The 304-nt window shown below is 58.9% G+C and carries 1 protein-coding gene; it reads right to left on the bottom strand.

Going from position 1 to position 304, the window contains the following annotated elements; translation table 11 throughout:
- A partial coding sequence (locus tag P0G09_RS18325) for a divergent PAP2 family protein (RefSeq protein ID WP_275253383.1) occupies positions 1-304 on the bottom strand: 304 nt, incomplete at both ends.

Below are 304 nucleotides of genomic sequence, written 5' to 3'. Positions count from 1 at the left end.
AAAACCGGCCATAACCTGCAGCGGAGTGTGACCAACCATCTCTTTCAGGTGCATATTCTGCAGGAAGGGATTGTTTTTCTCGGTCACTTCGATCCACTGCTCCAGCATCTTGATCAGCACCTTGGCCTGCTCGCCGGTCTCGCGGCGCACACCCATAGCATCGTGCATGGTGATGATGGCAACCACTGCGGCCACCGCAAAGATAGCCGAATGGATGCCCTCGCTGCGTGCCGTAGCAATGACCATGGCCGTTACCGTGGCGCTGTGGGCACTGGGCATACCGCCATCGCCCCACATCCGCTCC

The sequence above is a fragment of the Faecalibacterium sp. DFI.5.82 genome, assembly GCF_029076575.1.
Lineage (GTDB): Bacteria > Bacillota > Clostridia > Oscillospirales > Ruminococcaceae > Faecalibacterium > Faecalibacterium duncaniae.
The sequence above is the reverse complement of the archived record's forward strand: the minus strand, read 5'-3'. Positions and strand labels throughout refer to the sequence as shown.